Raw genomic sequence first — 26,171 nt, 5'->3', positions numbered from 1 at the left:
GGAAATCCACCACTATATGTAACACAAGTGGTTAAGCTTGTATGCACGTATTCCTTGAAACAGGGATATATACCCTCCATTAGAGGGATATGGGGAGTGATTTTATGTTGGAGTTATTGTCTGTCCCAGTGGCAGCATTATTTTTCGCTCTATATGGTGATCGATTTAAAAGTAAGGATGACGATAAATACAAAATACAAGTATTCTTTGAAGTATCAGGAATTGCAATAAAAAAGGAAGATAAGCTGCAGTACCCGAAGTTCCAAAAACAAATTGAAGATGATTGTAGTACAACGTATGTATACAAATTACCTTTAGGTATGCCGAGTAAAATTATTCAAAAGGTTGAGGATGTTGTCTCTGAAGGGCTAAGTAAACCAGTCCGAATTGATTACGATAATTACAAGTTAAATATTCGTGTATTTCATAGAGATATACCGAAAAAATGGTCATGGTCTAAAGGGTTGGTGGCAGAAGGAAGTTGGTGTGTTCCAATGGGGCAGAGTTTGGAAGAATTGATTTATCATGATTTTGAAAAAACACCGCATATGACATTAGGCGGACTCACACGAATGGGTAAGACAGTATTCTTAAAGAATGTGGTTACATCGCTTACTATAGCTCAACCAGAATATATTCATCTGTACATCATTGATTTAAAAGGTGGTTTGGAATTCGGACCATATAGAAACTTAAAGCAAGTGGAGTCTATTGCAGAAACACCACTAGAAGCATTTAAAGTATTGAATGATATTCATGAGAAAATGGCAGATAAGATGTGGTACATGAAGGAGAAGCATTATACAAACGTTGTAGAAACAAATATAAAAGAGCGCTATTTCATTATAGTTGATGAAGGGGCAGAATTATGTCCTGATAGAAGTATGGATAAAAAGCAGCAGAAATTACTAGGGGCATGTCAGCAAATGCTTTCGCATATAGCACGTATAGGTGGTGCGCTCGGCTTTAGACTTATATTTTGTACACAGTATCCAACTGGAGATACATTACCTCGACAAGTTAAGCAAAATTCAGATGCGAAGCTTGGTTTCAGATTGCCGACACAAACAGCTTCTCAAGTGGTTATAGATGAACCTGGATTAGAATCGATAAAAAGCATTCCAGGGCGGGCGATTTTCAAAACTGATCGACTCACTGAAATTCAAGTACCTTATATTAGTAATAAAATGATGTGGGACCATTTAAAACGATATGAGGTGGAGGAACATGCACATTCAGACACATATCAAAATCAACCGTCAGATGGCGATACTTGCGACGATTAGAAAGCTACAGTTTGCAACAAGAAGGCATTTAATGTGCGTTCATGATATGGGTGGTATACGGAATGCGAATCGAATTATGGCTGATATGAAACAATATGTGAGCAAAACGATGTACGGGAAAGAATATGTGTACTACCTCAATAAAGAAGGGCATGCAATGTTTGGTGATGATGGTAAAGTTGTATCGAGGGGGAAACTTGCTCATGCCTTATTACGCAATGAAGCTTGGTTGTGTTTGTTTTGCCCAGATGATTGGCAAGTGGAAACGGAAATCCGATACAGAAAGAATGGAGAGAAAAAGAAGATTATCCCCGATGTGAAATTTCGCGATGAAGAATCAATACTTCATGCGGTGGAAATAGATCGTACTCAAAAGATGGTTGTAAATGATAGAAAGTTAAAGTGCTATGAAGAGTTTACAAAAATATATAAACAAAAATATAAAGGAAAAGTGCCAGTAATCCATTTCTTTACGATTACAAAATATAGAGAACAGAAACTGGAAAAACTGGCAGCAAAATATGATGTGTTTGTAAAAGTATATGTAATAGAAGAATTTTAATCACATTCAAATTTAAGGGAATATATATAAGAAGAGAGTGGTATAAATTTGACCACTCTCTTTTGACCACGCTGACCACGCTGACCACATTGACCACAGCTTGTACCACATTTATTATTTACTTTGTGTCTATTTTGTCTAAAATATAAAATATAGCTAGACAAAAATGCTTATTTTATAACATAATGGACACATCCCCCTTATAGGGGTGTAAAGAAAAAACATTGACAAATATAAAATGGCTAGCTATAATTTTGTTTGTTGCCTTGAGGTGATATGATATGAAATGGTCCATCCATCAATTAAACAAATTGAGACATAAAGGATTGACTTTGGATGAGATGGTAGATGTAAGTGAGCTGAAAGAAATCGAGAAAGACATTCGTTCGATTGATCCTGTTCATGTAACAGGTAGAGTTGATTTTGGCTCCAATAAGTTTACGTTTCATCTACATATAACAGGAAGCATGATTTTACCATGTTCTCGCTCTTTAGTAGATGTGACATTACCATTTGACGTGAAAACAACTGAGGTGTTCCAAACTTCAAAAGAAGAGTATGAAACAGAAGCAGAAATCCATTATTTAGAAGGAGAAGTACTTGACTTACTCCCTATAATCAAGGAAAATATACTTTTGGAAATCCCAATGCAAATTTTCAGTGATGATGTTTCTGGAGGAACACCGATGCAAGGTCAAGACTGGCAAGTGATTTCGGAGGAAAGCAAAGAAAAGTCTGTTGATCCACGATTAGCAGGACTTGCGAAGTTTTTTGACAAATAATCGGAAGACTGGTTCAGGCCTTCATATGAAAATAATAATTTCTTTTAAGGAGGTGGGAAGAATGGCTGTACCTTTTAGAAGAACTTCTAAAACAGTAAAAAGAAAGCGTCGTACGCATTTCAAATTATCAGTACCTGGTATGGTAGAGTGCCCAAGCTGTGGTGAAGCAAAATTAGCTCACCGTGTATGTAAAGCATGCGGTACTTACAAAGGTAAAGAAGTAATCAGCAAGTAATTGCGAAAAAATAAACGTAGAAGGATGTCCTTTTGCGTTTATTTTTTTTGTTTTTTTATAAAAGTGTTTGAATGGATTCCGCTATTTTAGGGCAGCAAGACGTGCGCCTTAAGGTTCGGAGAGAAATAAGGAAGAAAGCTAGGAGCTCGTTTTCCTGTAGCTTTTAGAAAATAAAAAATATATTCTTTGCTTGTTTGTATTCTATCTTTTCTAGTAACTGCATATGTTTAATAAAAAATGCATAAGGAGGACTAGAAAGATGGTGACAACAAGACAAGATGCATGGACTGATGATGAAGATTTGCTTCTAGCAGAGGTAGTACTCCGGCATATTCGAGAAGGTGGAACACAACTGTCTGCTTTTAAGGAAGTTGGGAGAAACCTATCTCGCACACCTGCAGCCTGTGGATTTAGATGGAATTCTTATGTTAGAAAGCAATATAAAGAACGTATTGAAGAAGCGAAACAAATGCGAAAACGAGAAAATTATGAACAAAAGCAACCGAAAGTTATGTCTCATACTTCTACAACAATTACATTCGATGATGTGATACATTTTTTGCAAACATATAGAGATGAACAAGAATCAAGAGTGTTACAACAGAAAATTGAATTGTTACAAAAGGAAAGAGAAAGGCTTCTTCAGCGTCTATCCGTATATGAGGAAGAGTACCGAACGCTGCTTGATTATATTGATCGAAAAAGAAGTGTAATGATTTTAGAGAAAACAGGAGAAAACGTTATTCATACGAATGAAACATTGGAAAAAATAAAAAAATAAAAACAGCTGGGAAGCAGCTGTTTTTATTTTTTCGCGAGGCATTCTTGAATGTTAAGATAGAACATAATGAATGAGAGACTCACGAAAATACTATTTTATGCAGACTCTTCATTTGTAACCGCATTCAAATTAGTTGCTGGATGCCAAATATAAAATTCGCCCTCTGCAGTTGTGATTTGTTGGAATGATAATGCATTCCAAAATGGTGCGGATTGAATACGAGCAATTGTTTTGATAGGGAATTGCAAATTTTTTGCATAATTTACAAGCATTCGACCAAAACCTTGTTTTTGAAAAGACGGTAATACTTCCAGTTTGGACAGTTCGATATAAGGTCCTGTAATATCAAGATTTGCTTCGTCATGTCTTCTCATATACAAGCTCATGCGTGCAATGAGAGAACCGCCGTAATAAATTCCGTAAAACGGGGATTCACTATCGTTCTCAATCATGTTAGCTTGTAACTCTTCGAACATAGAAAGCTCTTGAGCACCACATCCTTTAAATTTTCTAAATTCGTCTAACGTTTTATAATTGATGAGCAAGCGCTCAACTTTTGGGAATGTCACATCATCACATCCTTTTCTTGTCTTAAAAAAAGAAAAGTAAAAATATTTACAATAATATTATAACTTATTTTGTTATTTTTATGAAGGGTATGGGATATTTCTTTCGTATTTTTTTGTAAATTTGTTACACTAAAGGGTGAGATGTGTTTGTTAGTATATATGTTCTACATAAAGAGGTGTTTTCTCTACCTAGAAATTTTAAAATAGAGATCAAATATATGAATGGAGAGGAGTTAAGGAGCTTTAAAGGGATAGCAACGTAATCTGTACAACTTGTTATTGATACAAAGCTCTTATGTCCATAAATATGAAAATTGGAATTGTTGGCCCTGGAGCTATTGGTTTGTTATATGCGTTTTATTTTAAAAAAAGTAATCAAGATGTTACATTGTTTACAAGAACTGTTGAGCAAGCGAAACAATTAGAAAAAACAGGGGTAACTTGTATTCAGGATGAAATATCAGAAACGGTGTTTCCGAAAGTATTACCAGTAGAAAGCGTTGAAAAGGAGAACTGGGACTATATATTTATTGCTGTCAAGCAATATCATGTAAATCATATACTCCCTTTTCTAAGTAAGCAGCGAGTCGTATTTTTACAAAATGGGATGTCTCATCTTCAGCTTATAAAAGAATTACAGTGTGAAAATATAGCTGTAGGTATTGTCGAACATGGAGCCAAAAAAGAAAATTTTCATACGGTATGTCATACGGGAGTAGGAATCACAAAATTTGGTGTTGTTAAAGGTGATGTGCTTCAATTTGAACCGATATTTGAGTGTTTTGCTTCGCAACGTTTTTCTATGCAATTTGAAGATGACTGGAAACAGATGATGTACAATAAATTAATCGTAAATGTTTGTATTAATCCATTAACAGCTTTATTTGGAGTTTGTAATGGAGAGTTGATATCCAACCCTTTCTTTTATCAATCGATGAAGCAAGTATTTCAAGAAGTTACATTTCTTATTGAAAAAGAGAAAGAAGAAGAGTTATGGAATATGGTGTGTCAAGTGTGTCAAAAAACATCTTGTAATACTTCTTCTATGTTAGCTGATATACGAGAGAAGCGAAAAACAGAAATTGAAGCGATCGTTGGGTATGTTTTAGATGAAGCGAAAGCACGGCAGAAACAAGTACATATACTTCCATTCTTATACAATGCGATAAGAGGTTTAGAAACATAAGTTATATTCTTTGCTTTTGGGCGAAACATTGACTACAATTTGGAATGGTGAAAGAACAGGATATGAAAGGAAGAATTATATGGAGATAAAAGAAATCTCTGTTCCGCTACAAGGTGTTGTAGGGGACTACATAAAGAGTGATAATAAGATACAAACGTGTTTTGACTATGCATTGACAGAGGCAGGCTTTAAACAACGCTTGTATGATTTGCGCAATCGCAAGTTCTTCCGTCAAGAGTTGGTGGAACATTTATTAGAATATAATAAGCAATTGCAAGCAGGACAATCTACGATTCAAAATATAGAAGCGTTAGCAGATGAGAATACATATGTTGTGATTGGAGGGCAGCAGGCTGGGTTATTGACAGGGCCGCTTTATACGGTGCATAAAGTGATCTCTATTGTACAGCTTGCAAAAGAAAAAGAAGCCAGTCTAGGTACTCGAGTTGTTCCAGTTTTTTGGATTGCTGGTGAAGATCACGATGTTGATGAAATTAATCATACGTTTGTAACGAAAAATAAAAAAATTAAAAAGATGATTTTTCATGATCGCCATTCGAAAAAAACGAGTGCTTCAGAATCGGAGATTTCTATTGAAGATTGTAGCAAGTGGATCGAGGAGATTTTTAAAACGTATCCGGAGACAAATTTCACAAAAGATGTACTACAGTTTATTCAAGAGGCTTTAGAAGAATCTAGCACATACGTAGACTTCTTTGCGCGTTTGATTACGAAGTTATTTGCGGATACAGGTTTAATTCTTGTCGATTCACATCATCCAAATCTTAGAAAATTAGAAGTGTCCTTTTTCAAAAGGATTATAAGTCAGTACAAAGAAGTCCAGGAAGCTCTTCATAATCAACAACAGATCGTTAAAGAATACGGTTATAAACCAATCATTGAAACGAAACAAAATGCTATACATGTATTTATGCAAATTGATGAAGAACGTGTATTGCTAGAAGAAGAGAACGGTAAGTTTGTAGGAAAAAGTGGCATTTATTCATTTTCATATGAAGAATTGATAGAGGAAATGGAACAGAGTCCAGAACGTTTTAGTAATAATGTTGTAACGAGACCTCTTATGCAAGAATATCTCTTCCCAACAGTAGCTTTTATTGGAGGGCCGGGGGAAATTGCTTATTGGAGCGAATTGCAACAAGTATTTCATGTGTTTGATTTTCAAATGCCTCCTGTTGTTCCGCGTCTTACAATTAGTTACATGGAGCGCGATATTATAACGGATTTATATGATTTAAATCTCCAAGAAGAGGATCCGTTTGTAAAAGATCTTGATAAGCTGCGTGAAAAATGGCTATCGAATCAAGTGGAAGAACCGGTTGAAGAGAAATTTCAGGAAGCGAAAAAGAATATGATGGACATTCACTCTTCCTTGCAACAATTTGTAAATAGAATTGATCCAGGTTTAAAGGAATTTGCCGGAAAAAATGAAAGAAAGATTCAAGAACAAATTGAGCTGTTAGAAAGAATGCTAAAACAAAATCTGGAAAGAAGGCATGAAGTGGAATTAAATAAGTTTCGTCGTTTGCAATATGCACTTCGGCCGTTAGGAGCACCGCAAGAGCGAGTATGGAACGTATGTTATTATCTTAATCAGTATGGTCTTGATTTTGTTGAAAGAGTAACAAAGCAATCGTATTCTTGGAATGGAACACATCATGTTATAAAACTATAAAATCTTGCTCTTTGGAGCAGGATTTTATTTTTGTTTCGTGGAATTACCTGTAAAATGATTTTTTCAGAATTATTAGTTTTATAGACAAGGAAACGTTAAGGATAATCAAAAGAGACGTATATGACAAAATAGCTCAAAATGTAAACGTATTATTGGTTTTTTCGACAGGTTTTTATTTAAATTCCCGCAAAAAATGATAAAATTTAGTATATAATAAATTAAAACTACGATTTGTGGAAATCGATTTTCACTCATGGTGCGCTAAATGAGCTGCTTGCTTGTAGTGTTTTATTTCTTCACTAAATTTATAGGGGAAGAGAAAAAAGTTCAACATAATTATTTGGAAAAAGAGTAGGTGCAACGATGTTTAAACACGTAACAGTGCTTTTAGAGGAAACAGTAGATGGCTTGGATATAAAGCCAAATGGTACATATGTAGATTGTACACTAGGTGGTGGAGGACATAGTTCCTATTTGTTATCTCAGCTAACGGAAGGAGGAAAGTTAATTGCATTTGATCAAGATGAAATTGCAATTCAAAATGCAAAAGACAAATTTTCTTCTTATGGTGAGCAATTTATAGCAGTAAAAAGTAATTTTCGTTATTTATCAGAGAAACTACATGAGTTAGGGATTACAGAAGTAGATGGGATTTTATTTGACTTAGGTGTTTCTTCTCCACAATTAGATACACCAGAACGCGGTTTTAGCTATCATCATGATGCACCGTTAGATATGCGAATGGACCAAGAAGCTCCATTAACAGCATATGATGTTGTGAATAATTGGTCATATGAGCAACTTGTAAGGATTTTCTTTCAATATGGTGAAGAGAAATTTTCAAAACAAATTGCAAGGAAAATTGAAGCGTATCGTGAAAAGAAGAAAATTGAAACGACTGGGGAATTAGTGGAGTTAATCAAAGAAGGAATTCCTGCTCCTGCTCGTAGGACTGGCGGACATCCTGCAAAACGAGTGTTTCAAGCGATTCGCATTGCTGTAAATGATGAGTTGAAAGTATTTGAGGAAGCGTTGGAAGCGGCAATTGAAATAGTGAAACCTGGTGGAAGAATTAGCGTTATTACGTTCCATTCACTAGAAGATCGTATTTGCAAAACAACATTTAAACGAAATAGTACAACACCAGAGCTCCCTCCAGGATTGCCGATTATTCCAGAGGAGTTTAAGCCGAAACTAAAGCTTATTACAAGAAAACCGATTTTACCATCTGACGTAGAGTTAGAAGAAAATAATCGAGCGCGTTCGGCAAAGTTACGGATTGCTGAAAAACGATAAAAAGGAGAGAGAGGTATGAGTAATTTAGCTGTAAAGTACAAACAACAAATGCAAGAACAAGTACAATCGCAAGCGCCACAGCAGATGGTACAGCCAAAGAAGGCGAAGATTACACGAATAGAGAAGTTGTTGTATATGGCATTTATCGGCTTTTTATTATACGCTTGTGTGACGTTTATTGGAAATAAGGCGGGATTATATCAAGTGGATAGAGAAGCAGCGAAGATAGAAGATACAATTGTGAAACAGCAAAAAGAAAATCAAGAGTTGCAAGCCGAAGTAGAAAAGTTAAGTCGTTATGAGCGAATCGCTAAAATTGCAAAAAAACACGGGCTAGAAATTAATGCAAATAATGTGAAAGGTTTACATTAATGCAAATAGGTGTGAAACAATGATGAAGATGAACATGAACAAATTTCATACCAATAAGGGAGCAGGTTACTTTATGATATTTTTCCTCCTGCTCTTTTTGCTGTTGTTAGCCCGATTCTTTTATATTCAAGCAACAGGAACAGTGCATAATCAAGATTTAAGGAAACTAGCTCAGGCTAAACATAATAAAACAGGTGTACTAGAAGCAAACCGCGGTACCATTTATGATCAAAACGGTCATGTTCTTGCGCAGGATGCAAACTCATATAAGCTTGTTGCGGTACTTAAAGGGGATAATGCCGTTAAAAACAAAGAAGAAGCGGCGAAAAAAATTGCTGGTGTACTTGGTAAAGATGAAGAGAAAATTTTAACGATTCTAAAAAAAGACAAGAGCCAAGTAGAATTTGGACCGTTAGGAAAGAATTTAACGAAAGAAACGAAAGAACAAATAGAAGCTTTAAAGATACCTGGAATTTCGTTTATTACAGAAAAAGCTAGAGTATATCCAAATGGAGACTTCGCTTCTTACATACTAGGGTACTCCAGGATAAATGATCAAGGTACCACAGTAGGGGCGGGAGGCTTAGAAAAGAGCTTAGATAAGTTTTTACGCGCTTCTAATGGAAGTGTAGGATATACAGGAGGGCATAACGGTGTTCCTCTTGAAGGAGGAAAACAAAATATAAAGCCTCCTAAAAACGGCGATAATGTCTATTTGACAATTGATCAACGCATTCAAAGCTTTTTAGAAAATGCGATGAAGGCAGCGGCAAAGCATTATGAGCCCGAAATGCTAACGGCAGTAGTCGCTGATCCGAAAACAGGGAAAATATTAGCAATGTCTAGTAGCCCTAGCTATGATCCGAATAAACCAAAGATAGAGAACTACTTAAATATACCAGTTGCAACGACATTTGAGCCAGGATCGACAATGAAAATATTTACATTAGCAGCAGCAATTAATGAAGGAAAATATAATGGACAAGAATATTATCAATCCGGTACGTATCCAGTTGGCAATCGGAAAATAAAAGACCATAACGGCGGTGCTGGATGGGGATCCATTACATTTGATGAAGGAGTTGAACGTTCTTCTAACGTTGCATTTGCAATTTTGGGGGATAAAAAACTTGGTCCGGATTTATTCCGTCAATATATTCATAAGTTTGGCTTGGATGAAAAGACTGGCATCGATTTGCCCGGAGAAGTTGAAAATAAAATTGTATTTGATTCACAAATTCAGCAAGTAACAACTGCGTTTGGTCAAGGATCTACTGTAACTCCAATACAGCTTGTACAAGCTGCAACAGCGATTGCCAATGACGGGAAAATGATGAAACCATATGTTATTGATCGAATTGTAGATCCGATAACAGGAAAGGTAGAACTACAGCATAAACCAGAAGAGGTAGGGAAACCAGTTTCAAAAGAAACGGCAGCGCAAGTTAGACAACTATTAGAACGTGTCGTTACATCGCCAAAAGGAACAGGGAATGCCTATAAGATTGACGGATATTCAGTAGGTGGTAAAACGGGTACAGCACAAATTCCTGATGGAAAAGGCGGATACATGACTGGTAGAGAAAATTATATTTTCTCTTTCCTCGGTATGGCACCGATGGATGATCCGCAATTGGTTGTGTACTTAGCAATTAAACAACCAAAACTAAAAGACGATGAATACGGAGCAAAGCCGCTTGCTGAAATTTTCAAATCGGTAACAAAAGATAGCTTAGAATATTTAAAGATTAAGCCGAAGGAAGTAAAAGATCCGAAGAAATATGTGAAAGAACAGCAAGTAGTCGTTCCGGACGTTACAGGTAAAACAATGGAAGAAGCAAAAAAAATACTAGAAAAAGCGAATTTTAGACCAACTATACTAGGGGAAGGTAAAGTGAAGCAACAAGTGCCGAAAGCAACTGAAAAGACATTAAAAGGTGATCGTATTTTCTTAGTTGGTGAGCAACCTAAGATGCCGAATATCCAAGGCTGGGCACTGCGAGACGTGATGAATTTAGCTAAAACGTTAAATCTCAATTTAAAACCTTCTGGAACAGGATATGTAACCGAGCAAAATGTTGAAGAAGGAGCATTGTTGCAACCAGGGACAGAATTAGCTGTGACACTTATACCACCGCTTGAACCACAACAAGAGGCGGAGGAGCCGCAGTAGGAAATTGTGAAAGTGATAAACAAAAGTAGAAAGTTCTAATCAAATCGGTACAAGCATATATTGGAACAAGCTAGGCGTAAGGGGGGCTTGTTCCAATATGCGTGTTTCGAATGTAACGGTGAGAAAACGACTGATTTTTATACTGATATGTGGCTTGCTTGTTTTTACGATTATCGATATTCGGCTTGGATATGTACAATTTTTCCTGGGGAATATGCTAACGGATCGCGCAAAAGATTCATGGAGTCGTAATATTACCTTTGAACCGGAACGTGGGAAGATTTTAGATCGAAATGGTGTAGAACTCGCAACAAATAAAAGTGCGCCAACTGTTTTTGTGGTACCAAGACAACTCGAAAATCCAGCGGAAACTGCAGAGAAGTTGGCTGCAGTTTTAGGTGTGGAGAAAGAAGAAATTTATAAACGAATTACAAAGAAAGAATCTATCGTGAGACTCGACAAAGGTGGAAGGAAAATTCCGCATGATAAGGCGAAAGAAGTACGAAGTTTAAGTTTAAAAGGTGTATATATTGCGGAAGATTCTATTCGTCATTATCCATTTGGTAAATATTTAGCACATGTGTTAGGCTTTGCTGGGAGTGATAATCAAGGTCTGATGGGGCTTGAAGCATATTATGATAAAGAGCTAAATGGCGATAAAGGTTATGTTCGCTTTTTTGCTGATGCAAAAGGGCAGCGAATGCCTAATGTGGGAGATGATTTTAAAAAGCCAGAAGCGGGTTTGAATTTAAGGTTAACAATTGACTCTCGTATACAAGCGATCATGGAGAGGGAACTAAACATCGCGGATTCGACTTATAATCCGGATGGTATGATTGCAATTGCGATGAATCCGAAAAATGGTGAGATACTAGGGATGTCGAGCCGGCCAAGTTTTGATCCAGCAGATTTTCAAAATGTTTCTCCAGAAGTATTTAATCGAAACTTACCCGTATGGAGTACATATGAACCAGGATCAACTTTTAAAATTATTACTTTAGCTGCGGCTCTAAATGAAAAATTAGTAGACTTAGAGAAAGATACGTTTTATGATGATGGAGCAGCGGAAGTTGGTGGCGCTAGGCTGCGATGCTGGAAAGCTGGAGGCCACGGAAGTCAAACGTTTTTAGAGGTCGTACAAAACTCTTGCAACCCTGGATTTATTGAGCTTGGAGACCGCCTCGGTAAAGAGAAGTTATTCCAATACATTCGAGATTTTGGATTTGGGCAAAAAACGGGAATTGACTTGCAAGGAGAAGGAAAAGGGATTTTATTTAATCTTGATAAGGTAGGACCAGTTGAACAAGCGACAACATCATTTGGGCAAGGAGTTTCTGTTACACCTATTCAGCAAGTAGCCGCAGTAGCCGCTGCTGTCAATGGCGGGAATTTATATCAACCTTATATTGCTAAGGAATTCGTTGATCCAATTACGAAGCAAGTTGTCAGTAAAAAAAGTCCAAGTGTGAAAAGGAAGGTTATTTCCAAGGAAACATCAGAGAAGGTTCGATATGCGTTAGAAAATGTTGTTGCGAAGGGTTCTGGTAGGAGCGCTTATATTGATGGGTATCGCGTTGGAGGAAAGACAGGAACAGCGCAAAAGGTAAAGGATGGAAAATATTTAGACAATAACTATATTGTATCTTTTATCAGCTTTGCACCAGCAGATGATCCGCAAATTGTTGTGTATGTTGCTGTTGATAATCCGAAAGGGATCACGCAATTTGGTGGGGTAGTTGCTGCGCCGATTGTAGGGAATATACTTCGTGACGTTCTTCCTGCTATGGGGGTAGAACCGAGAAAAGAACAAGTGGAAAAAGAATATAAATGGGGCGATACACCTACTATAGAAGTTCCAGATTTAATTGGTATGGATAAAAAAGATTTACAAACACAACTCATAGACTTGAAGCTTGATGTGAGCGGTGAAGGAAAAAAGGTGATTAAGCAATCACCAGAAGCTGGTACAAAAGTAAAAGAAGGCTCAAAAATTAGAATTTACTTCGGTAATTAAAGGTAAGAGATTGTGTTTTATGGTACAATTGGTGGAAGTTAGTTCTATCATTTAGAGAAATGTTCTCGTGAAAATGCATTCTTATGAAAAGAAGGCATATGATTTTTAAGTATGAGAACGAAAGGTAAGGGAACTGGAATGAGACAATGATAGTCTCATTCATACATGGTTGTTGTTAGACCATGGGGTGTTACCTCCCGGTTTAAATGAGAAGTGGGAGGTAACTTATTTATAGAAAAGATAAATAAACAATGTAGAGAGGGTTTAGTGAAATGAAGTTGCACACACTTGTATCATGTTTGCATGATTTTCCAGTTGTTCCAAAAGAAAATCCAGAAATTACATCTATTGAAGCAGATTCACGTAAGGTAACAAATGGAAGCTTATTTGTATGTATGAAAGGATATACGGTTGATAGCCATGATTTTGCTGAGCAAGCAGCCGCGCAAGGTGCGGCTGCTATTGTTGCGGAAAGACCGATTGATGTTGACGTTCCAGTTGTACTTGTGAAAGATACTTTTCGTTCATTAGCTGTGTTAGCGGACTATTTTTATGAGCAGCCAACACACAAATTGCACCTCATTGGTATTACAGGTACAAATGGAAAGACAACAACATCGCACATTATAGATGAAATTATGCGAGCACACGGTCATAAAACAGGACTAATTGGAACAATTAATATGAAAATTGGCGATGAAACATTTGCAGTGAAAAATACAACACCTGATGCATTGACGCTTCAACAAGCATTTCACCGTATGGTGGAAGAAAATGTGAATAGTGCAGTTATGGAAGTTTCTTCACATGCATTAGATCGTGGTCGTGTACATGGTTGTGATTATGATGTAGCAGTATTTACAAATTTAACACAAGATCATTTAGATTATCACAAGACGATGGAAGAGTATAAGCATGCTAAAGGATTACTTTTTGCTCAGCTTGGTAATAGCTATCATCATAATCGCGAAAAGTATGCCGTATTAAATAATGATGATGCAGCAACAGAAGCGTATATAAGAAGTACAGCAGCTACGGTTGTTACGTATGGAATTGATACCCATAGTGATGTAATGGCGAAGGATATCGTTATGACAAGCGGCGGTACGACATTTACTCTTGTTACACCGCACGAAAGTAAAAAAATTACGATGAAATTAATTGGGAAGTTTAATGTATATAATGCTTTAGCCGCTACAGCAGCAGGACTTGTATCTGGTGTATCTCTGCAAACAATCATAGATGTTTTAGAACATTTAACTGGTGTTGCAGGCCGATTTGAAGTTGTAGATGGTGGGCAGGATTATACAGTAATTGTTGATTATGCGCATACGCCTGATAGTTTAGAAAATGTATTAACAACGGCGAAGCAATTTGCAAAAGGTAATGTATATTGCATCGTTGGCTGCGGTGGTGATCGTGATAGAACGAAAAGACCGATTATGGCAGGCGTTGCGACAGAATATGCAACCCATGCCATCTTAACTTCAGATAATCCGAGAAGTGAAGATCCACAAGCTATTTTGGATGATATGTTAACTGGTGTAAAAGGGAATAATTATGAAGTAATTGTTGATAGGAAGAAAGCAATTTTTCATGCTATTTCTGAAGCGCAAGCGGAAGATGTTATTATTATTGCTGGAAAGGGTCATGAAACGTATCAAATTATTGGAAAAGAAGTACATCATTTTGACGATCGTGAAGTTGCTAAAGAAGCAATCACAGAACGTTTAAACAACAGAGAGTAACAACATGAGAGGGGGACTACATGTGCTTGAACAAGGTTTATTAGTAACGGCTGGGGTAGCGTTCTTAATTTCAGTTGCCCTTTCGCCATTGTTTATTCCGTTTTTACGAAAATTAAAGTTTGGACAGAGCATTCGCGATGAAGGACCGAAATCACATCAAAAAAAATCAGGAACACCAACGATGGGTGGTATTGTTATTTATGTGTCTATGATGGTAACAACACTCATTATGGCAATTAAGTTTGAACATTTAGGTGCAGAAGTGTCATTACTATTATTAGTAACGTTTGGTTACGGGTTGATTGGTTTTTTAGATGATTATATAAAAGTCGTTAAGAAACGTAACCTAGGTTTAACGTCAAAACAGAAACTACTTGGGCAACTGATTATTGCCATTGCGTTTTTTGCTATTGCGAAAGGGCAAGGGTTTGATACACATTTAATGATTCCAGGAACTGATATTACATTTGATTTATACTGGGCATATTTTATTCTTGTGTTGTTTATGCTCATTGGGGGATCAAATGCAGTCAATTTGACAGATGGCCTAGATGGATTACTATCAGGAACAGCCGCTATCGCATTTGGTGCGTTTAGTATCATAGCAGTAGCGCAAGAACAATATGCAGTAGCGATTTTCTGTATGGCAGTTGTAGGGGCTGTACTTGGATTCTTAGTATTTAATGCGAACCCTGCCAAAGTCTTTATGGGTGATACAGGCTCACTTGCTTTAGGGGGCGCAATTGCAGCTGTGGCGATTTTGTTAAAACAAGAATTATTACTTGTTATTATTGGCGGCGTATTTGTAATGGAAACTTTATCTGTTATTATCCAAGTTATTTCATTTAAAACAACTGGAAAACGTGTCTTTAAAATGAGTCCACTACATCATCATTATGAATTATGTGGTTGGTCAGAATGGCGTGTTGTTGTAACATTTTGGTCTGTAGGATTTTTACTAGCAGTATTAGGAATTTATATCGGGGTGTGGATGTAATTGAAAACGGTAACTGATTATCAAAATAAAAATATTCTTGTATTAGGTATTGCAAAAAGTGGGTATGCAGCAGCAAATTTATTAAAAAGCTTAGGAGCAAATGTCATTGTAAATGATGGGAAGCCTTTAGCGAATAATGAGTTAGCAGCAGAACTACAAGCGAAAGGGATGGATGTAGTATGTGGAGGCCATCCATTAGAATTATTAGAAAGAAATATTGCGCTTGTAGTGAAAAATCCAGGAATCCCATATTCCAACCCACTGCTAGTTGCAGCGACAGAGAAACAGATTCCTATTATCACGGAAATAGAATTAGCATATCGTATTTCAGAGGCGCCATTTATTGGTATTACAGGATCAAATGGTAAAACAACAACAACAATGCTAACGTTTGAAATGTTAAAAGAGGGAGAAAAGCATCCCGCTATTGCTGGTAACATAGGAACAGTAGCATGTGAAGTAGCACAGGCGGCGAAAGCGAATGAAGTGCTTGTGACAGAACTTTCATCATTTCAATTAATGGGTGTGGAGACATTTCAGCCTAAGATTGCTGCATTTTTAAACTTATTTGAAGCACATTTAGATTACCATGGTACAAAAAAAGAATATGGTTTAGCGAAAGCGAATATTTTTAAAAACCAGACAGCAGCAGATTATAGTGTGATAAATGCAGATGATGCGGATGTGATGGAATTATCTGCTAATAGCAAAGGGCAAAAGATATTGTTTTCTACTACAAAAGAAATTGAAGATGGCGCATGTATAAAAGAGAATGCTCTGTATTTTAAAGGTGAGAAAGTTGTTGAAATCAAGGACATTGTTTTACCAGGTAAACACAACTTGGAAAATATTTTGGCGGCAATGAGTATTGCGAAATTGTTAGGTGTAGCAAATGAGGCAATTGTTGCCGTGTTAAAACGATTCACAGGTGTAAAGCATCGTTTAGAATATGTAACAACGATTCATAACCGAAAGTTTTATAATGATTCAAAAGCAACGAATATATTGGCGACGGAGAAGGCATTATCAGCATTTACAAGCCCTGTTATTCTACTTGCAGGCGGACTAGATCGCGGGAATGAATTTGATGATTTAATTCCGTATTTTGAACAACATGTAAAAGCGATTGTAACTTATGGACAAACTGCACCGAAACTCGTTCATGCAGCTGAAAAAGCAGGGTTAGCAATTATTGAAGCTGTCCATCATTTAGAAGAAGCGGTAGAAAGAGCATATGCTCACTCTGCTGATGGAGATGTTATCCTACTTTCACCAGCATGCGCGAGCTGGGATCAATTTAAAACATTTGAAGAAAGAGGAGACATTTTTATACAAGCTGTGCATAAACTTATATAAAGTAAAACAAAACATCAGTAGGCTAACACCTACTGATGTTTTGTTACATAGGACAAAAATGCTTTGTCTATAAAGGTGGTGGTCATTGCCAATGAAAAAAACGCCTGATTTTATTCTCATTATTGTTACGCTTTTATTATTAACAATCGGAATGATTATGGTCTACAGTGCAAGCGCTGTCTGGGCTTCCTATAAGATGGGAGATTCATTCTTTTTTGCGAAACGGCAACTACTATTTGCAGGCCTTGGAGTAGTGGCGATGTTTTTTATTATGAAAGTCGATTATTGGGTGTGGCGAAACTATTCCAAGGTCATTTTACTTGTTTGTTTTATTCTTCTTATTCTTGTCCTCATTCCTGGAGTCGGACTTGTTCGAGGAGGAGCGCGGAGCTGGATTGGTATCGGAGCGTTTTCCATTCAACCTTCAGAGTTTATGAAGTTTGCGATGATTATTTTCTTAGCCAAATTTTTGGCTGAAAAACAGAAGGTGATTCCGTCGTTTAAACGAGGGTTACTTCCTGCACTTAGTTTTGTTTTTGTAGCTTTTGGAATGATTATGCTTCAGCCTGATTTAGGAACAGGAACAGTTATGGTTGGGACATGTATTATTATGATCTTTATTTCAGGAGCGCGTGTTTTTCATTTTGCAATGTTAGGATTAGTTGGTATAGCTGGATTTGTTGGACTAATTGCCTCAGCACCTTATCGAATAAAGCGAATTACATCTTATTTAGATCCTTGGTCGGATCCTCTTGGAAGTGGATTCCAAATTATTCAATCATTACTTGCGATTGGTCCGGGCGGTTTATTTGGACTAGGGTTAGGGCAAAGCAGACAAAAGTTTCTGTATTTACCAGAACCACAAACAGACTTTATATTTGCAATTTTATCAGAAGAACTAGGTTTTATTGGCGGTTCGTTTGTGTTATTATTATTTAGTCTGTTATTGTGGCGTGGAATTCGTATAGCGTTAGGAGCGCCTGATTTATATGGCACGTTTTTAGCAGTAGGTATTGTGGCGATGATTGCGATTCAAGTGATGATTAATATTGGTGTTGTAACAGGGCTGATGCCTGTTACAGGAATCACTTTGCCATTTTTAAGTTATGGTGGATCAAGTTTGACTTTGATGCTAATGGCAGTGGGCGTATTGTTGAATATAAGCCGACATTCTCGCTACTAAACCCTGTTTATAAGACAGGGTTTTTCGTATGTATGAGAACGTCATTTATCTCGCAACAGCCTGATTGGTGAGGGCTCATAATGAATGGGGGATGAAGAACCCCATTCATTAAAGTTTCACTTTATCATACAAATATAAACATGTGTACAATTGAAATTAGAATAGAGAAGCGGAGGAATTTGTAGTGCGAATATTAGTTAGTGGTGGTGGCACAGGTGGTCATATCTATCCAGCTCTTGCTTTAATTAGAGAAATAAAGAAGCTACATCCAGAAGCACGATTTTTATATATCGGTACAGAAAATGGACTGGAGAGTACCATCGTTCCAAAGGCAGGTATACCATTCCAATCCATTGTAATTAGTGGATTTAAACGTAAAATATCCTTTGATAATGTGAAAACTGTTATGCGTTTTGTGAAAGGTGTACAAGATAGTAAAAGATATATTCGTCGTTTTAATCCTGATGTCGTAATCGGAACGGGTGGATATGTATGTGGTCCTGTTGTATATGCAGCAGCAAAATTAGGAATTCCAACGATTGTGCACGAACAAAATAGTGTACCAGGTGTAACAAATAAGTTTTTAAGTCGCTATGTGGATAAAGTTGCGGTTTGTTTTGAAGCAGCGGCGGAACATTTCCCACAATCTAAAGTCGTAATGACGGGAAATCCACGTGCGTCGGAAGTAATGAATCAAAATGGAATGAAAGGAAAGCGTTCTGTTGGATTATCACTTTCTAAAAAATCGGTTCTTATTTTTGGCGGAAGCCGTGGCGCAAGACCGATTAATGATGCTTTTGTAGAAGCGATTGAACAATTTGGTAACAAAAACTATGAAGTATTGTATATTACTGGTGAAGTACATTATGATAAAGTTATGGAAATTGTGAGAGAAAAAGGAAATCCAGATAACGTTATGATTAAGCCGTTTATTCATAATATGCCAGAGGTACTTACTGGCGTGGATCTCGTTGTTTCACGAGCTGGTGCAACGACATTGGCAGAATTGACTGCGTTAGGAAAGCCGAGTATTCTTATTCCGAGTCCTTATGTAACAAATAATCATCAAGAGAAAAATGCGAAATCCATTGTTGATAAAGGAGCAGCTAAAATGCTTCTTGAAAAAGATTTAACAGCTGAAACACTTCTTCATAATATTGATGAAATTTTGTTAAACACTCAAACATTGCAAAATATGAAACTAGCTGCGAAACAGTTAGGGATTCCAGATGCGGCGAATAAGCTATTTGAAGTAATGAAACAACTTATGAAAAAATAACCTTAGGTGAATGTCCTGCATATTACTGTAATAAGGAGACTTAATATGGGGGAGATCATTATGAAACAATTAGCAAAGGAACTCATAGAAGCAAAAGTTGGGAAAGTGTTCCTAAATGAATCATTAGCTCGATATACAACTATGAAAATAGGTGGGCCAGCTGATATATTTGTTATTCCGACAAGCATTTCTAGTATTGAAAAGATTTTAGCTTTAGTGAAGAAATATAAAGTGAACTGGACGGCAATTGGACGTGGTTCCAACCTTCTTGTTTCTGATAAAGGTATAGAGGGTGTTGTGATTCGCTTAGGAGAAGGATTAGACCATCTTGAAGTCGAAGAAGCTACTGTAAGAGTTGGTGGAGGATACCCCCTTATTAAGTTGTCAACATTACTTAGCCGCCAAGGATTAGCAGGATTGGAATTTGCAAGTGGAATTCCAGGAAGTGTTGGCGGTGCAGTATATATGAATGCTGGAGCTCATAAGTCCGATATTTCGAAAATTTTAACGAGAGCTTGCGTTATGTTGGAAGATGGAACAGTTGCCTGGTTGTCAAAAGAAGAAATGGAATTTTCTTACCGTACTTCGGTTTTACAAACAAAGCTTCCGGGCATTGTATTAGGAGCTGAATTTCAACTCGAACGAGGAAATCGAGAAGAAATTGTTCGCATTATGCAAAAGAATAAAGAGTATCGCCGTGACACACAGCCGTGGAGCCACCCTTGCGCAGGAAGTATATTTAGAAATCCGCTGCCCCATTTTGCTGGAGATTTAATCGAAAGGGCTGGACTTCGTGGATACCAAATTGGTGGTGCGAAAGTGTCTGAAGTGCATGGGAATTTTATTGTCAATACAGGAACAGCATCAGCTCAAGATGTTTTAGACTTAATTGGCTTTGTTAAAAGAAACATTAAAGAAAAATTTGATATAGATATGCATACAGAAGTAGAAATCATTGGAAGATAACTGTTATCTGTTCCGCTCGATATCATTTATGGTATAATAAGAAGATAGAACGGCATGACAAACATGCCGTTCTTTATGTTACATAGGGGGATCGTACATGAAAAATAGTAAAGTTATCAAGCTACAAGATCGTGTACCAAAATTAAAAAATCAAAAGAAGAGGAATAAACCGCCTGTCAATCACCGATTAATTTTATACATATCAATTTTATTTTTATTAGTGCTTTTTTTAATTTATTTTCGGTCTCCGCTAAGTAATATAAAAAAGATTAGTGTTTTTGGTAATCATTATATGACAGATGAGCAGGTTATGGAGAAGTCTGGGATAACGTATAAAACAAGTTATTTCCGAGTAACAGCGCGTCAAGCAGAAGAAAATTTAAAGAAGCAAATAGAAATTAAATCGGTGGATGTTAAGAAACGTTTTCCAAATAAAATTGACATACACATCGAAGAATACGTAACGATAGGTTATATTAATAAGAATGGGAAGTTACAACCGCTTTTAGAAAATGGGAAAACATTAGATATACTACCGAGCGGAAAGTTGCCTGTCGCAGCTCCAATTTTTGAACCGTTTAAAGAGGAAAAAATGAAAGAATTAATTTCAGAATTAGAAAAATTAACTCCAACTATTCTAAGATCCATTTCTGAGATTCGTTATACTCCAACGACCTCAAATGAAAGTCATCTTACCTTATATATGAATGAAGGTTATGAAGTTAGTACAACCATTCAAGATTTTGCAAAGCGGATGGAAGCTTATCCATTAATTTTGAAACAAATTGAGCCGGGTAGAAAGGCTTTAATTGATTTGGAGGTTGCCACATACTTTAAATATTTAGATGATGAAAAGAAGAAATAGTAGAATAGTAGTTTTGTTTCTTTTTAATAGCATATAAGCACGTATGTTCTTTTGATTAGATTTTATTTAGCGATAAGGAACGATTTGTTAAAAAATAGTTAGATTTTCTTTGATTCGCCTAGGATTGATACAAGTTTCACTTTTCTATAAGAACATCTTAGTGTAGACTTATATTTGGCGGTAGTCTTTACACTTGAAATAGAATTATTTCAAGATAAAGCATTCATTTGTGGGTTACAGCCTATTTTAAAATGAATATGAAATAAAAATAAGAAAAATATAGGGTTAAAAAAGGGAAACGCATAAAGACGTTGAATATTTTTCTTATAAATAGTAAAGCTGCGATTGTTGTTCCATATATGGAGTTGTATGGTATAAATAAAGAAGGAGGTGCCAAAGAATGAACAGCAATGAAATATATGTTAGTCTTGACATCGGTACATCCAATGTTAAAGTCATCATTGGCGAAATGGTCAATGATACTTTAAACATTATTGGTGTTGGAAATGTAAAATCAAATGGGTTAAAAAAAGGCTCAATAGTTGACATAGACGAGACTGTTCAATCGATAAAAAAAGCAATTGAACAAGCTGAGCGTATGGTAGGGATCCATATTGAACAGGTTGTTGTAGGTGTCAATGCAAACCAAGTGCAGTTACTCCCTTGTCATGGAGTAGTAGCTGTTTCAAATGAAGATCGTGAAATCGGAAATGAAGATGTTTTACGAGTTCTAGATGCAGCACAAGTTGTGTCGATTGCTCCTGAACGTGAATTTATTGATGTGGTACCTCGACAGTTTATTGTAGACGGCCTTGACGAGATTAACGATCCACGCGGGATGATTGGTGTAAGATTAGAGATGGAAGGTACATTAATTACAGGCTCAAGAACTTTACTACATAACCTACTTCGTTGTGTAGAGAAGGCGGGTCTTGAAATTGTTGATATTTGTTTACAGCCTTTAGCGGCTGCCACAGTTGCTTTATCATCAGATGAAAAAAATAGAGGAGTAGCCCTTGTTGATATTGGCGGAGGTTCTACCACTTTAGCTATTTTTAGAGATGGAGAGTTACAAGCAACAAGTGTATTGCCAATTGGTGGAGATCACATAACGAAGGACATTGCAATTGGGCTAAAAACTTCAACAGAGAATGCGGAGCAAATTAAACTGAAATATGGACATGCCTTTTATGACACTGCTTCTGAAGAAGAGGTGTTCACAGTTCCTATTATGGGAAGTGACCAAACAGAACAATATTCTCAACTAGAGTTATCTGATATCATCGAAGCACGTGTAGAGGAAATTTTAATGCTTGTTCAAGAAGAAGTGCGTAAATTGGGAGTGAAGCAGGTAGCTTCTGGTTATGTGCTCACAGGCGGTATTGCTTCTATGCCAGGTGTTCTTGATCTTGCGTATGATATTTTACATGAAAATGTTCGTATTACAACGCCAGATTATATCGGTGTTCGTGAACCTCAATATACAATTGGGGTTGGATTAATCAAATACTCTTACCAAAAAGCAAAATTACGAGGAAAAAGTGTTCAAGAAACTGAGGAGCAGTTTGAACCGATGCCTGCGCCTATGCCGGTACAACAACAGCAACCAGCGAAACAAAAAACTCGTAATCAAAACAACAAAAAACAAAAAGATGAACGTATGATGTCAAAAGTAAAACGTGTATTCCAGTATTTATGGGATTAAATTTGGACACGAAAAATGAGGTTCTAGGGGGATTTCGACATGTTAGAGTTTGATACTACTCAAGATCAATTAGCGAATATTAAAGTTATCGGTGTCGGCGGTGGCGGAAATAATGCTGTAAACCGTATGATTGAACATGGCGTACAAGGTGTAGACTTTATCGCTGTGAATACTGATGCACAAGCATTAAATCTATCAAAAGCTGAAACCAAAATGCAAATTGGTGAAAAACTAACGCGTGGGCTTGGTGCTGGTGCGAATCCTGAAGTAGGAAAAAAAGCTGCTGAAGAGAGCAAAGAACAGATTCAAGAAGCACTTCGCGGCGCAGATATGGTCTTTGTAACGGCTGGTATGGGCGGTGGAACTGGAACTGGTGCAGCTCCAGTTGTTGCACAAGTTGCAAAGGAATTAGGCGCATTAACAGTAGGTGTCGTAACACGCCCGTTTACATTTGAAGGACGCAAACGTGCTACGCAAGCAGCATCTGGTATCGCTGCATTTAAAGAAAATGTAGATACATTGATTGTCATTCCAAATGATCGCTTATTAGAGATTGTAGACAAAAACACACCAATGTTAGAAGCTTTCCGTGAAGCGGATAACGTATTACGCCAAGGTGTTCAAGGTATTTCAGATTTAATTGCAACGCCTGGTTTAATCAACTTAGACTTTGCAGACGTGAAAACAATTATGTCTAATAGAGGTTCAGCATTAATGGGTATCGGTTCTGGTAATGGTGAAAACCGTGCTGCAGAGGCTGCGAAAAAGGCAATTTCTAGCCCATTGCTAGAAACATCTATTGATGGTGCGCAAGGTGTTATTATGAATATTACAGGTGGCGCAAACTTAAGTTTATATGAAGTACAAGAAGCAGCAGACATTGTAGCTTCAGCTTCAGATCCTGAAGTGAATATGATTTTTGGTTCTGTAATCAATGAAGGATTAAAAGATGATATTGTTGTAACTGTTATTGCAACTGGTTTCGATGATAGCATTGTAGCGCAACAACAAAAAACATTAGTACGTCCAAAAATAAATTCAAGTCATGTACAACAACAGGCTGCAGTTCAACCACCAAAACATCGTGAAGTCAAACGAGAAGTGAAGCGCGAAGAGCCTGTTATCCACGATCGTAATACAGACGCAGATGATATTGATATTCCAGCATTTTTACGCAACCGTCGTAGAAGATAAGGAAATAAAAAGGAGCATTATAAAGCTCCTTTTTATTTTGAAAACTATTACAATAAGCAAAAGGGATCTATATTTTTATAGGTCCCTTTTGCTTGTTTCCTATTCTCTGCGACAGATTCTGTCTAGAACCACCAAAATAACAAAAAAACCACTCCGCAAATTGACACACTTTCTCATTGGATATGCATTATACTAGTCTCAACTAAAAAAAAGAGGTGAATGGTTTGGTTGTTTACGCCGACATTGTTTGGTTGTTAAACGCCTGCATTGATTTTCTTTTGCTTTTATTAACAGCAACTGTGCTAAAAAAGAGGATCAAAAGATGGAGGCTAGTGCTGGGAGCGTTGATTGGTTCCACAATTGTTATTTTTGCCTTTACTCCTTTTTCTTCTATGATGACACATCCAATTATGAAACTACTATATTCGTTATGCATTGTGTATACAGCATTTGGCTTTTCGAATTTTAGAGATTATGCACAGACCGTTTTTACTTTTTATTTTGTTACATTCATGGTAGGAGGAGGTTTAATAGGAACTCATTTTTTTCTCCAAACAAATGAAATGGTAAATGGTTTGGTACAATCACAATCTATTTCTTATGGTGATCCAGTCAGTTGGATATTTGTCGTTGTTGGTTTTCCCATTATTTATTATTTTTCGAAGAAGCGCATTGAAAATGTAGAAGTAACGAAAATTCATTATGATCAAATTATTAAAGTGAATATTAAACTTGCAGAAAATGAAATTGTGTTAGATGGTTTAATTGATAGTGGAAATCAGCTTTATGATCCATTAACAAAAACACCAGTTATGGTTATTCATATTTCATGTTTAGAACATTGTTTGCCGGCATGGTTAACCGAACAAGTTTATACGAAAACGGAAGTTCCTCAAATACCGGAAGATGATTCGGGCTGGGCGACGCGATTGCGCTTAATTCCTTTTCGAGCAGTAGGAATTGATCATCAATTTTTATGGGCTATCAAGCCTGATGCTGTTCATATTCAACATGAAGGACGAAATATTATTGTAAATAAAGTGCTACTTGGCTTAAATGTACAACGGTTCTCTACTAATGGGGAGTATCAATGTATCGTTCATCCGAAGATGTTGATATCACAAAAAGTAACGATTGCTTAATAGGGAGAGGTGGGGAAACATGGTGAAGTTGAAGCTGTATTTCGTTTATCTTTGGTATAAAATATTGATGAAGTTGGGAATTAAGACCGATGAAATTTATTATATTGGTGGCAGTGAGGCATTACCACCGCCTTTAACAAAAGAGGAAGAAGAAGTTTTATTAAATAAATTACCAAAAGGGGATCAAGCGGCCAGGTCTTTATTAATTGAACGAAATTTACGGCTCGTCGTATATATAGCTCGTAAATTTGAAAATACAGGGATTAATATAGAGGACTTAATCAGTATTGGCACAATTGGCTTGATTAAAGCGGTAAATACCTTCAACCCTGAAAAGAAAATTAAATTAGCGACATACGCATCTCGGTGTATTGAAAATGAAATTCTTATGCATTTACGTAGAAATAATAAAAATCGTTCTGAAGTATCGTTTGATGAACCGTTAAATATTGATTGGGATGGGAATGAGTTGTTGCTCTCAGATGTGCTTGGTACGGATGACGACATTATTACAAAGGATTTGGAAGCCAATGTAGATCGATATCTTCTCATGAAAGCTTTACACCAATTAAATGATCGAGAGAAACAAATTATGGAGCTGCGTTTTGGGCTTGCAGGCGGTGAAGAGAAAACACAAAAAGATGTAGCCGATATGTTAGGGATTTCGCAGTCTTATATTTCCCGTTTGGAAAAAAGAATTATAAAAAGGTTGCGAAAAGAATTTAATAAGATGGTATAAAGGAAATATGAAAAAGAACGTCATATTATAGAGAATACGAAGACC

23 protein-coding genes are annotated in these 26,171 nt (G+C 36.7%); 22 read left to right on the top strand and 1 reads right to left on the bottom strand.

What is annotated here, in order from left to right; translation table 11 throughout:
- Nucleotides 1-104: 104 nt before the first annotated feature.
- The 5 genes from BCER98_RS13030 to BCER98_RS13010 all read left to right on the top strand — a co-directional run bounded on the left by BCER98_RS13030 (nucleotide 105) and on the right by BCER98_RS13010 (nucleotide 3,646).
- Nucleotides 105-1,286: an FtsK/SpoIIIE domain-containing protein gene (locus BCER98_RS13030; RefSeq protein ID WP_012095018.1), complete on the top strand. Its 1,182-nt coding sequence runs from the start codon at nucleotides 105-107 to the stop codon at nucleotides 1,284-1,286.
- Entirely contained in the window at nucleotides 1,228-1,848 is a 621-nt protein-coding gene (locus tag BCER98_RS13025; RefSeq protein ID WP_041809924.1) for a replication-relaxation family protein, read from the top strand. Before BCER98_RS13030 ends, BCER98_RS13025 begins: the two co-directional genes overlap by 59 nt.
- A 281-nt stretch (nucleotides 1,849-2,129) precedes the next feature.
- Nucleotides 2,130-2,630: a YceD family protein gene (locus tag BCER98_RS13020; protein ID WP_012095016.1), complete on the top strand. Its 501-nt coding sequence runs from the start codon at nucleotides 2,130-2,132 to the stop codon at nucleotides 2,628-2,630.
- 61 nt (nucleotides 2,631-2,691) lie between these two features.
- Nucleotides 2,692-2,865, top strand: coding sequence for a 50S ribosomal protein L32 (gene rpmF / locus BCER98_RS13015; RefSeq protein WP_001984764.1), 174 nt, complete (start codon nucleotides 2,692-2,694; stop codon nucleotides 2,863-2,865).
- Between the two features lie 259 nt (nucleotides 2,866-3,124).
- On the top strand, nucleotides 3,125-3,646 hold the full coding sequence (locus BCER98_RS13010) for an RsfA family transcriptional regulator (RefSeq protein ID WP_012095013.1): 522 nt from the start codon (nucleotides 3,125-3,127) through the stop codon (nucleotides 3,644-3,646).
- A 95-nt stretch (nucleotides 3,647-3,741) separates the two neighbouring features.
- On the opposite strand, the gene BCER98_RS13005 is transcribed toward BCER98_RS13010, so the two are convergent.
- Entirely contained in the window at nucleotides 3,742-4,215 is a 474-nt protein-coding gene (locus tag BCER98_RS13005) for an N-acetyltransferase (protein WP_012095012.1), read from the bottom strand.
- Between the two features lie 301 nt (nucleotides 4,216-4,516).
- Here BCER98_RS13005 and panE point away from each other — a divergent pair, with 301 nt between their 5' ends.
- From panE to sigE, 17 genes are all read left to right on the top strand, one after another.
- Nucleotides 4,517-5,401: a 2-dehydropantoate 2-reductase gene (gene panE, locus BCER98_RS13000; protein ID WP_041810499.1), complete on the top strand. Its 885-nt coding sequence runs from the start codon at nucleotides 4,517-4,519 to the stop codon at nucleotides 5,399-5,401.
- Nucleotides 5,402-5,480: 79 nt separating this feature from the next.
- Nucleotides 5,481-7,097 (top strand): bacillithiol biosynthesis cysteine-adding enzyme BshC, encoded by a 1,617-nt coding sequence (gene bshC / locus BCER98_RS12995; protein ID WP_012095010.1) that lies wholly within the window; start codon nucleotides 5,481-5,483, stop codon nucleotides 7,095-7,097.
- Nucleotides 7,098-7,460: 363 nt separating this feature from the next.
- Nucleotides 7,461-8,393, top strand: coding sequence for a 16S rRNA (cytosine(1402)-N(4))-methyltransferase RsmH (rsmH, locus tag BCER98_RS12990; RefSeq protein WP_012095009.1), 933 nt, complete (start codon nucleotides 7,461-7,463; stop codon nucleotides 8,391-8,393).
- A gap of 15 nt (nucleotides 8,394-8,408) precedes the next feature.
- Nucleotides 8,409-8,765: a cell division protein FtsL gene (ftsL, locus tag BCER98_RS12985; protein ID WP_012095008.1), complete on the top strand. Its 357-nt coding sequence runs from the start codon at nucleotides 8,409-8,411 to the stop codon at nucleotides 8,763-8,765.
- Nucleotides 8,766-8,787: 22 nt separating this feature from the next.
- On the top strand, nucleotides 8,788-10,938 hold the full coding sequence (locus tag BCER98_RS12980) for a penicillin-binding protein (RefSeq protein ID WP_041810497.1): 2,151 nt from the start codon (nucleotides 8,788-8,790) through the stop codon (nucleotides 10,936-10,938).
- Between the two features lie 97 nt (nucleotides 10,939-11,035).
- Entirely contained in the window at nucleotides 11,036-12,952 is a 1,917-nt protein-coding gene (locus BCER98_RS12975) for a stage V sporulation protein D (protein ID WP_012095006.1), read from the top strand.
- Between the two features lie 272 nt (nucleotides 12,953-13,224).
- Nucleotides 13,225-14,700, top strand: a complete 1,476-nt coding sequence (locus BCER98_RS12970; protein WP_012095005.1) for a UDP-N-acetylmuramoyl-L-alanyl-D-glutamate--2,6-diaminopimelate ligase — start codon at nucleotides 13,225-13,227, stop codon at nucleotides 14,698-14,700.
- Between the two features lie 22 nt (nucleotides 14,701-14,722).
- On the top strand, nucleotides 14,723-15,697 hold the full coding sequence (mraY, locus tag BCER98_RS12965; RefSeq protein ID WP_012095004.1) for a phospho-N-acetylmuramoyl-pentapeptide-transferase: 975 nt from the start codon (nucleotides 14,723-14,725) through the stop codon (nucleotides 15,695-15,697).
- Complete coding sequence (murD, locus tag BCER98_RS12960; RefSeq protein WP_012095003.1) at nucleotides 15,698-17,053, top strand: UDP-N-acetylmuramoyl-L-alanine--D-glutamate ligase; 1,356 nt, start codon at nucleotides 15,698-15,700, stop codon at nucleotides 17,051-17,053.
- A 91-nt stretch (nucleotides 17,054-17,144) separates the two neighbouring features.
- Nucleotides 17,145-18,236, top strand: coding sequence for a stage V sporulation protein E (gene spoVE, locus BCER98_RS12955; protein ID WP_012095002.1), 1,092 nt, complete (start codon nucleotides 17,145-17,147; stop codon nucleotides 18,234-18,236).
- Between the two features lie 184 nt (nucleotides 18,237-18,420).
- On the top strand, nucleotides 18,421-19,515 hold the full coding sequence (gene murG, locus BCER98_RS12950; RefSeq protein ID WP_012095001.1) for an undecaprenyldiphospho-muramoylpentapeptide beta-N-acetylglucosaminyltransferase: 1,095 nt from the start codon (nucleotides 18,421-18,423) through the stop codon (nucleotides 19,513-19,515).
- A 60-nt stretch (nucleotides 19,516-19,575) separates the two neighbouring features.
- The gene (gene murB, locus BCER98_RS12945; RefSeq protein WP_041810494.1) at nucleotides 19,576-20,481 is read left to right on the top strand and encodes a UDP-N-acetylmuramate dehydrogenase; all 906 of its coding nucleotides are present in this window, start codon (nucleotides 19,576-19,578) and stop codon (nucleotides 20,479-20,481) included.
- A 97-nt stretch (nucleotides 20,482-20,578) separates the two neighbouring features.
- Nucleotides 20,579-21,346 (top strand): cell division protein DivIB, encoded by a 768-nt coding sequence (gene divIB / locus BCER98_RS12940; RefSeq protein WP_012094999.1) that lies wholly within the window; start codon nucleotides 20,579-20,581, stop codon nucleotides 21,344-21,346.
- Between the two features lie 400 nt (nucleotides 21,347-21,746).
- Nucleotides 21,747-23,051: a cell division protein FtsA gene (gene ftsA, locus BCER98_RS12935; RefSeq protein WP_012094997.1), complete on the top strand. Its 1,305-nt coding sequence runs from the start codon at nucleotides 21,747-21,749 to the stop codon at nucleotides 23,049-23,051.
- Nucleotides 23,052-23,090: 39 nt separating this feature from the next.
- On the top strand, nucleotides 23,091-24,245 hold the full coding sequence (ftsZ, locus tag BCER98_RS12930; protein ID WP_012094996.1) for a cell division protein FtsZ: 1,155 nt from the start codon (nucleotides 23,091-23,093) through the stop codon (nucleotides 24,243-24,245).
- Nucleotides 24,246-24,469: 224 nt separating this feature from the next.
- Nucleotides 24,470-25,387, top strand: coding sequence for a sigma-E processing peptidase SpoIIGA (spoIIGA, locus tag BCER98_RS12925; RefSeq protein ID WP_012094995.1), 918 nt, complete (start codon nucleotides 24,470-24,472; stop codon nucleotides 25,385-25,387).
- A 19-nt stretch (nucleotides 25,388-25,406) separates the two neighbouring features.
- Nucleotides 25,407-26,126 (top strand): RNA polymerase sporulation sigma factor SigE, encoded by a 720-nt coding sequence (gene sigE, locus BCER98_RS12920; RefSeq protein WP_012094994.1) that lies wholly within the window; start codon nucleotides 25,407-25,409, stop codon nucleotides 26,124-26,126.
- Nucleotides 26,127-26,171: the final 45 nt, after the last annotated feature.

Source organism: Bacillus cytotoxicus NVH 391-98, assembly GCF_000017425.1.
Lineage (GTDB): Bacteria > Bacillota > Bacilli > Bacillales > Bacillaceae_G > Bacillus_A > Bacillus_A cytotoxicus.
This window is presented reverse-complemented; position numbering and strand designations above follow the sequence as displayed.